This is a genomic window from Bradyrhizobium sp. (genome assembly GCF_028868675.1).
In the GTDB taxonomy this organism is placed as follows: domain Bacteria; phylum Pseudomonadota; class Alphaproteobacteria; order Rhizobiales; family Xanthobacteraceae; genus Bradyrhizobium.
In genome coordinates this window covers 1-8807 of the sequence record NZ_JAGWUA010000196.1, presented here as the reverse complement: position 1 = coordinate 8807, position 8807 = coordinate 1, and the positions used below count along the sequence as shown (strand labels likewise).

Genomic DNA, 8807 nt, shown 5'->3' with positions numbered 1-8807 from the left:
CCACGCACAGCCGCGCATAGATCGCCTGGCCGGCCTTCATTGCGGCGTCCTGCGGCGGCGTCACCGCGGGTTCCGGGGGCCCGGCCGGCAGGCTCTTGAGGTAGACCGCGATCGCACGCACATCCGCCTCGCTCATCTTCGAGGTCGAGTTGACCACGACCTCGGCCATCGGCCCGTCGGCGTGGCTCTTGCCGTTGCGCCCGCTCGACAGATATTCGGCGATGTCAGCGGCGCTCCACGATTTCAGTCCGCCGGGCGCGGCGCCATCGAGCCGTGGCGCGAACCATCCCGCCACTTCTCCGCCCGTGAACGCCAACCCGTCTTTGTCGGCGCCGAAAAAGTTCTTCGGCGTATGGCAGGCGCCGCAATGGCCGAGCCCGGTGACGAGATAGCCGCCGCGATTCCATTCCGCGCTCTTGCTCTGGTCCGGCTCGAACAGGCCCGGCTTGAAGTACAGGTAGTTCCACGCCCGCATCAGCACGCGATAGCCGAACGGCCAGCGCAGCTCCGGCGGCTTCACCTCGTTCTTGAACGGCGTCAGCGTGGCGAGATAGCTGCGGATCGCCAGGGTGTCGTCCTTGGTCATCCGGGTGAAATAGGGATAGGGGAAGGCTGGATAATAATGCGAGCCATCGGGATCCTCGCCGTAGCGCAAGGCGCGCGTGAAGTCGGCATCGCTCCAGGCTCCGATGCCGGTGTCACGATCGGGCGTCAGGTTCGGCGAGTAGATGCCGCCGAACGGGGTGTCGATGCGCTTTCCCCCCGCAAACGGCTTTGCCGGATCGGCGGTGTGGCAGCTCGCGCAGTCGCCGGCCTCCACCAGCGCCTTGCCCTTGGCGATCGTCTCCGGCGACGGCTCGCCGGCCGCTATGGCGTGCGCGACTGCACTGCACAAAATCAGTCCGGCCAGAATCGCCCGCATCATCGGCTTTCCCCTGCGACCAATCGCCATGGCCCCACGTTACGTCATTTCGCGATGCCCCCGCCATGTTGACACAAATTGAAAGCGGCGGCGCCCTTCCGGCCACGAAATTGCGAATTCTTGAACGTGCGATGTTTGCGCCAGATTTGTGATGCAGCGGTTTGAAATTCCGACATAGTCTGGCGCGGACGATCGGCCCCACCTAGCTGACACGAGCGGGTGGGAAAGACCCAAGAGACCAAGGGTTTAAGAGGGTGCAAAGAGGACGGCATGGGCATCAACCAGGGTTCGATCAGTCTCGATCAGAAATACATCCAGGAGACCGGACACGTCTTCACCACCGGAATCCAGGCGCTGGTCCGCCTGCCGATGGCCCAGATCCGGCGCGACCGCGCCGCGGGGCTGAACACCGCAGGCTTCATCTCCGGCTATCGCGGTTCGCCGCTGGGCGGCTACGATCAGCAATTGTTCGCCGCCAGAAAACATCTCGAACAGTACAACATCAAGTTCCAGCCCGGCGTGAACGAGGACCTAGCGGCGACCGCGATCTGGGGTTCGCAGCAATTGAACCTCTCGCCCGGCGCCAAATATGATGGCGTGGTCGGCATCTGGTACGGCAAGGGCCCCGGCGTCGATCGCTGCGGCGACGTGTTTCGCCACGGCAATGCGGCGGGCTCGGCCAAGAACGGCGGCGTGCTGTGTCTGGCGGGCGACGACCACGGCGCGAAGTCCTCCACCGTTCCGCATCAGTCCGACCACGCCTTCATCTCGGCGCTGATGCCCTATCTCTATCCCTCCAGCATCCACGAGATGATCGAGATGGGGTTGTTGGGTATCGCCATGTCGCGCTACTCCGGCTGCTGGGTCGGCATGAAGGTGATCACGGAGACCGTGGAGACCACGGCCGAGATCGACCTCACCGACGAGTTGAAGCCCTTCATCATCCCCAACGATTTCGAGATGCCGCCCGGCGGCCTCAATCTGCGCTGGCCCGACGACCGTTTCGAGCAGGACCGCCGTCTGCAGGACTACAAGGGATTTGCGGCGATCGCCTTTGCCCGCGCCAACAGGGTCAATCGCGTCACGATGGACTCGCCGAATGCGCGCTATGGCATCATGGCGTCGGGCAAGAGCTATGAGGACGTCCGCCAGGCGCTGCGCGAACTCGGGATCACCGAGGAGATCGCCGCCAGGATCGGGCTTCGTCTCTACAAGATCGGCATGCCCTGGCCGCTGGAGCCGGAAGGCGTCCGGCAGTTCGCGGTCGGGCTGGAAGAGATATTCATCGTCGAGGAGCGGCGCGAGATCGTCGAGAACCAGGTCAAGCAGGAGCTGTTCAACTGGCGCGACGACGTCCGTCCGCGCATCGTCGGCAAGATGGACGAGCACGACAGGCGCTTCCTGGCCTTCGCCGCCGAATTGTCCGTCGCGTCGCTCGCGACCTCGCTCACCGAACGCCTGCTTCGCCTCAATCTCAATCCCGAAATCGCCGAGATGTTGCGCGCAAAGGCCGACTGGTTCAACGGCCGGCAGGCGACGCAGATGCAGGCCGTGGCGCCGATCTCCCGCACGCCGTATTTCTGCTCCGGCTGTCCGCACAACACTTCGACCAAGGTGCCGGAAGGAAGCCGCGCGCTCGCCGGCATCGGCTGCCACTTCATGGCGCTCTGGATGAACCGGTCGACCGAGACGTTCACGCATATGGGCGGCGAGGGCGTGCCGTGGGTCGGCATCGCGCCCTTCACCAACGAGAACCACATTTTTGCCAATCTCGGCGACGGTACTTATTTCCACTCCGGCATTCTGGCGATCCGGCAGTCGGTCGCCTCCAAGGCCAACATCACCTACAAGATCCTCTACAACGACGCCGTCGCCATGACCGGCGGCCAGCGCCATGACGGCGATCTTTCGCCGCAGCAGATCACCTTCCAGCTTCACGCCGAAGGCATCCGCGAGATTTATCTGGTCTCGGAAGCTCCCGACGCCTATCCGGCCGACAGCATCGCACCCGGCGTCAAGACATATCACCGCGACGAACTGCAGAACGTCATGAAGATGTGCCGCGAGTTCAAGGGCACCTCGGCCATCGTCTTCGTGCAGACCTGCGCGGCCGAGAAGCGCCGCCGCCGCAAGCGCGGCCTGATGGAGGACCCGCCGCGCCGGGTGATGATCAACCCTGCCGTCTGCGAAGGCTGTGGCGACTGCTCGGTGCAGTCCAACTGCATCTCGGTCGAGCCGCTGGAGACCGAGTTCGGCCGCAAGCGCGCCATCAACCAGTCCTCATGCAACAAGGACTATTCCTGCGTGAAGGGCTTTTGCCCGTCCTTCGTCACCGTTGACGGCGGCCAGCCGCGGCACCGCGCGCCGGCGGAGCTTGCCGACATCGGCGAGTTGCCTGAACCTGCGTCGCGCCCGGCGCTGGACAAGCCCTACAACATCGCGGTCGGCGGCGTCGGTGGCACCGGCGTTCTGACCATCGGCGCGCTGCTCGGCATGGCTGCTCACATCGAGGGCAAGGCCTCGATGATCCTCGACATGTCCGGGCTGGCGCAGAAGGGCGGAGCGGTGCTCAGCCATGTTAGGCTGTCGGACCATCCCGCCGAGGTCACGTGCTCGCGCATCGTCACCGGCACCGCCGACCTCGTGCTTGCCGCCGACGAGGTGGTCGCAGTCTCCAAGGACACGATCACGCTCTGCGATTCCGGCCGCACCCACGGCATCATCAACAGCCACGTCATTCCCACGGCCGACTTCATTCTCAACCGCGACTTCAACTTCCAGACCCGCAAGGTGAATGCGGTGCTGGAGACTGCGCTGCGCAAGGATTCGGACTTCTTCGATTTCACCGGTCCCGCCGAGCAACTCCTCGGCGACAGCATCGCCACCAACATGATGATGATGGGCTACGCCTATCAGAGGGGCCTGTTGCCGCTGTCGGCAGAAACGATCGAGCAGGCGATCGAGGTCAACGGCGTCTCGGTCAAGATGAACAAGGAGGCCTTCCGGCTCGGCCGTCTCGCGGTCGCCGATCCCGCTCGTCTTCACGACATGCTGAAAGGCCAGGACGAGATCGTGCTGCCGAAGAGCCTGGACGCGATGACGCTGGACGAGATCATCGAGCATCGCACCAGGCATCTCACCGCCTACCAGAGCGGACGCCTCGCCAGGCGCTATCGCAAGCTGGTCGATCAGGTCCGCGCTGCCGCAAGCGAGGGCGGTTATGGCGAGGCGCTGCCGCGCGCGGTCGCGATCTACTACGCAAAACTGCTCGCCTACAAGGACGAGTACGAGGTCGCGCGGCTCTTCACCGACGGCGCCTTCGAGCAGCAGCTGCGCGATCAGTTCGAGGGCGACTACAAATTCACCTTCAACTTCGCTCCGCCGATTCTCAGCAATGGCCTCGATGCGCTGGGCCGCCCGAGGAAGCGCGCCTTCGGTCCGCGAATGCTCGGGGTTCTCCGCGTGCTGGCGAAGTTCAAGTTCCTGCGCGGCACGCCGCTCGACATCTTCGGCCGCAGCGCCGAGCGCAAGCTCGAGCGCGATCTGATCGCCGGCTACGAGAAGGACATCGCCACCGTGCTCGGCCTGTTGTCGGCGGCCACGCACGACACCGCGGTGGAGCTGCTGTCGCTGCCCGACCGGATCCGCGGCTACGGCCCGGTCAAAGAGAAGGCGGTCGCCGACGCCAGGGTCCGCTATATCCAGCTCGCCGCCGACCTCGCGAGCCCGCCGCCTGCACCGCGCCAGATCGCGGCGGAGTAGCGGCGCGTCCGGGACACGAGAGTTTCCCGCTCCACTTGCGCCAAGCCGCTGCCGTCTCGCGGAGCGGAATATTTCCGCGCTTGCCAAGGCGGCCCCGGCGCGTCAGAAAAAACCTGAACAAGAAGCGCCAGTGGAGACTTCATTGACCATCAAGGGCAAGGCCTACATTGCCGGGATCTACGAGCACCCGACCCGGCATGCGCCGGATAAATCCACAGCGCAGCTCCACGGCGAGGTTGCCAAGGGCGCGATCGAGGACGCCGGAATCAGCAAGGACGACATCGACGGCTATTTCTGCGCCGGCGACGCCCCGGGCGGCGCCTGGCCGATGGTCGACTATCTCGGCCTCAACACCAAGAAGCTGCGCCATGTGGATTCTACCGAGACCGGTGGCTGCTCCTACATCATCCATCTCGGGCACGCCGCCGAAGCGATCGCTGCGGGCAAGTGCTCGATCGCGCTGATCACGCTCGCCGGCAAGCCGCGTACCGGGGTGATGCCGCCGCGCGCCGCCGGCGCCGAGGTCGATTTCGAGGCCGCTTACGGCGCCACCACCCACAATGCCTATGGCATGTGTGCCATGCGCCACATGCACGACTATGGCACCACCTCCGAGCAGCTCGCCTGGATCAAGGTCGCGGCCTCCCATCACGCGCAATACAATCCGCACGCGATGCTGAAGGAGGTCGTCACCGTCGAGGACGTGCTGAATTCGCCAATGATCTCCGACCCCCTGCATCGCATGGACTGCTGCGTCGTCTCCGACGGCGGCGGCGCGCTGATCGTGACCACGCCTGAGATCGCAAAAAGCCTGAAGAAGCCGCTGGTGCGCCTGATCGGCCATGGCGAGGCCATGAAGGGCCCGCGCGGCGGCAAGGATCTCGATCTCACTTACTCCGCGGGCGTGTGGTCCGGCCCGCGCGCCTTCGCGGAAGCCGGCGTCACGCCGAAGGACATCAAATACGCCTCGATCTACGACAGCTTCACCATCACGGTTCTGATGCAGATCGAGGATCTCGGCTTCTGCAAGAAGGGCGAGGGCGGCAAGTTCGTCGCCGACGGCAATCTGATCTCCGGCGTCGGCAAGCTGCCGTTCAATACCGACGGCGGCGGTCTCTGTAGCAACCATCCCGTCAACCGCGGCGGCATGACCAAGATCATCGAGGTCGTCCGGCAGTTGCGCGGCGAGGCGCATCCGAAGGTGCAGGTTCCGAACTGCGATCTCGCCATCGCCCACGGCACCGGCGGACTCCTGGGCGTGCGCCACGCCGCCTCGACGGCAATCCTGGAGCGCGTGTGATGGCAGATGGCAAGAAATACCCGGCACCCGTGACCAACCCCGAGACTGCGCCGTTCTGGGAAGCGGCGAAGGCCGGCAAGTTCATGATCAAGCGCTGCACGGCGTGCGGCGAAGCTCATTATTTTCCGCGCTCGATCTGCCCGTTCTGCTACTCCAACAAGACGGAGTGGGAGCAGGCGTCCGGCGAGGGCACGATCTATACCTACAGCCTGATGCGGAAGTCGCCGACCGGGCCGTACGCGATCGGCTACGTCACGCTGAAGGAGGGGCCGTCGGTGCAGACCAATTTCGTCGACTGCGACCTATCGAGCCTGAAGATCGGCCAGCAGGTGAGGGTGGTGTTCAAGCCCACCGACGGCGCCCCGCTGCCGTTTTTCACGCCGGTGTAGGTCTTACCCTCTCCCCTTTCCCACAAGGGGAGAGGGTACATCGACGGGCGCCTCTGCTCGTGGATGCTCGCGGATAAGGATCTCGGGAGGAAGTCGAAAGCAATGTCGGCCAGATACGAAGAACTCAAAGGCCTGAAGAACCTCGGCCAGAAATATGCCTACGCGGACCGCGAGGTGATGCTTTACGCCTACGGCATCGGCATGGGCACCGATCCCATGGACGAGAAGGAACTGGCCTTCGTCAACGAGGCGGTGTTCACGCCGCGGCCGCTCAAGGTGGTGCCGACCTTCGCATCGGTGGCGGCCTGGGGCGCGGGCCCCGGCGAGATGAACCTCAACCGCGTGCTGGTGGTCGACGGCGAGCGCGACATCACCTTCCACCGGCCGCTCGCGACCGCCGCCAACATCACCGCCGATTCTACCGTGCGCGAGGTCTACGACAAGGGCAAGGACAAGGGTGTGGTGATCAGCCACCAGACCGTGCTCAAGAACGAGAAGGGCGAGCCACTCGCGACGCTGGTCGCCTCGCGCTTTGCCCGTGGCGACGGCGGTTTTGGCGGTCCCAACCTGACGCAGCCCGAGCCGCACCAGATGCCGTCACGCAAGCCCGACAGGACCGTCGACATCACGACGCGCCCGGATCAGGCGTTGATCTACCGGCTCTGCGGCGACCGCAACCCGCTGCACTCGGATCCCGAGTTTGCGAAAAAGGCGGGCTTCCCGCGGCCGATCCTGCACGGCATGTGCACGTACGGCCTCACCTGCCGCGCCGTGCTGCAGACCTATGCCGATTACGATCCGGCGGCGTTCCGCCAGCATGCGGTGCGGTTCTCCTCGCCGGTCTATCCCGGCGAGACCGTGACCGTCGACCTCTGGAAGGACGGCAACGTGGTCTCGTTCGAGGCCAAGGTGAATTCGCGCGGCGTTACCGTGATCAAGAGCGGCAGGACGGTGCTCGGTTAGCTCTCGCGCCCAGGACGCGGCGCGGCATGCAATGACGCGCCGCAGAGCCGGGGCCCACGTCGATGCGGAAAGATAGGTCCCGGCTCTGCGACGCAGAGTTTCACGCTGCATCGCGTCCGGGACACGAGGGACGACAACAGGGGAGACGCCACCATGGGACTACTCGACGGCAAGGTTGCGCTGATCACCGGCGCGGGCGGCGGGCTGGGTGAGGCCTACGCAAAGCTGTTCGCGCGCGAGGGTGCGGCGGTGGTGGTCAACGATCTCGGCGGCCCCCGCGACGGCTCCGGCGCCGACAAGTCGATGGCGCAAGAGGTGGTCGACGCGATCAAGGCCGAGGGGGGCATGGCGGTCGCCAACGGCGCCGACATCTCCACCATGGCCGGCGGCCAGTCGGTGTTCGACGACGCCATCAAGAATTTCGGCCGCGCCGACATCCTGGTCAACAATGCCGGCATCTTGCGCGACCAGACCTTTGCCAAGGCGAGCGAGTCCGACTGGGACCAGGTCATCAAGGTGCATCTCAAGGGCACGTTCTGCTGCACCATGCCGGTGTTCCGCTGGATGCGGGAAAACGGTGGCGGGGTCATCGTCAACACGTCCTCGACCTCGGGCCTGATCGGTAATTTCGGCCAGACCAACTACGGCGCGGCCAAGGGCGGCATCTGGGGCCTCTCCAACGTGCTGGCGATCGAGGGCCGCAAGTACAACATCCGGATCTGGACGCTGGCGCCGGGCGCGCTGACCCGCATGACCGCAGACCTGCCCCGCTATAAGGAGAACCCGGGTGCGGCGCTCGGGCCGGACGGCATCGCGCCGGCCGTGCTATACATGGTCAGCGATTTGTCGGGCGACCAGACCGGCAAGGTGCTGGGCGTGTCCGGGCCCCGCGGCGTGCGCGAAATGCGGATGATGGAGATGGAAGGCTGGAAACCGCCGCACACGGGTTGGAAGGCCCAGGACATCGTCGATCACGCCGAGGAGATCTTCTTTTCCGAGGACGAGATCAAGAAGTCGGCGCGGCGATTCTAATCTACGGTCGTTCCGGGGCGGCTCGCAGAGCCGAACCCGGAACCTCGAGATTCCGGGTTCGATGCTATCGCATCGCCCCGGAATGACGAACGAGAGGACAGAGGATGAAACTCACCGCCGAAGCCAAGGGCACTTTCGCGATCGCGCCGACGCCGTTTAGCGATGACGGCCGCATCGACGAGCGCTCGATCGACCGCCTCGTCGAGTTCTACGAGCAAGTCGGCTGCGACGGCGTCACGGTGCTCGGCATTCTCGGCGAGGCGCCGAAGCTCGACGCGGCCGAAGCCGAGCAGGTCGCGGTCGGCTTCGTCAAGCGCGCCAAGACAATGCAGGTGATCGTCGGCGTCTCGGCGCCGGGCTTTGCTTCGATGCGTTCGCTGGCGCGGGCCTCGATGGATGCGGGCGCGGCCGGCGTGATGATCGCGCCGCCGCCGTCGCT

Annotated in this window: 7 protein-coding genes; 6 read left to right on the top strand and 1 reads right to left on the bottom strand. The window is 65.2% G+C overall.

Annotation, left to right across the window (positions count from 1 at the left end):
• Positions 1 to 922, bottom strand: a 922-nt coding sequence (locus tag KGM94_RS20635) for a cytochrome c (protein ID WP_300263536.1), incomplete at its 3' end; no start/stop codon positions are given.
• A 270-nt stretch (positions 923 to 1192) separates the two neighbouring features.
• Between KGM94_RS20635 and KGM94_RS20630 the strand changes: the two genes are divergently transcribed.
• From KGM94_RS20630 to KGM94_RS20605, 6 genes are all read left to right on the top strand, one after another.
• Entirely contained in the window at positions 1193 to 4684 is a 3492-nt protein-coding gene (locus tag KGM94_RS20630; protein ID WP_300263534.1) for an indolepyruvate ferredoxin oxidoreductase family protein, read from the top strand.
• Between the two features lie 142 nt (positions 4685 to 4826).
• Complete coding sequence (locus KGM94_RS20625) at positions 4827 to 5984, top strand: thiolase domain-containing protein (protein WP_300263538.1); 1158 nt, start codon at positions 4827 to 4829, stop codon at positions 5982 to 5984.
• Complete coding sequence (locus KGM94_RS20620) at positions 5984 to 6373, top strand: OB-fold domain-containing protein (protein ID WP_300263532.1); 390 nt, start codon at positions 5984 to 5986, stop codon at positions 6371 to 6373. The genes KGM94_RS20625 and KGM94_RS20620 overlap by 1 nt, the downstream gene beginning before the upstream one ends.
• A 102-nt stretch (positions 6374 to 6475) precedes the next feature.
• On the top strand, positions 6476 to 7336 hold the full coding sequence (locus tag KGM94_RS20615; protein WP_300263530.1) for a MaoC family dehydratase: 861 nt from the start codon (positions 6476 to 6478) through the stop codon (positions 7334 to 7336).
• A gap of 153 nt (positions 7337 to 7489) precedes the next feature.
• Positions 7490 to 8368 carry an SDR family oxidoreductase gene (locus tag KGM94_RS20610; RefSeq protein WP_300263528.1) on the top strand — a complete coding sequence of 293 codons (879 nt, stop codon included), beginning with the start codon at positions 7490 to 7492 and terminating at the stop codon, positions 8366 to 8368.
• A 104-nt stretch (positions 8369 to 8472) separates the two neighbouring features.
• Positions 8473 to 8807, top strand: a 335-nt coding sequence (locus KGM94_RS20605; RefSeq protein ID WP_300263526.1) for a dihydrodipicolinate synthase family protein, incomplete at its 3' end; no start/stop codon positions are given.

Excerpts from the sequence above, each read along its gene's own strand:
- KGM94_RS20630 (WP_300263534.1), top strand. The coding sequence starts at position 1,193 with ATGGGCATCAACCAGGGTTCGATCAGTCTCGATCAGAAATACATCCAG.
- KGM94_RS20620 (WP_300263532.1), top strand. The coding sequence starts at position 5,984 with ATGGCAGATGGCAAGAAATACCCGGCACCCGTGACCAACCCCGAGACT.
- KGM94_RS20615 (WP_300263530.1), top strand. The coding sequence starts at position 6,476 with ATGTCGGCCAGATACGAAGAACTCAAAGGCCTGAAGAACCTCGGCCAG.
- KGM94_RS20610 (WP_300263528.1), top strand. The coding sequence starts at position 7,490 with ATGGGACTACTCGACGGCAAGGTTGCGCTGATCACCGGCGCGGGCGGC.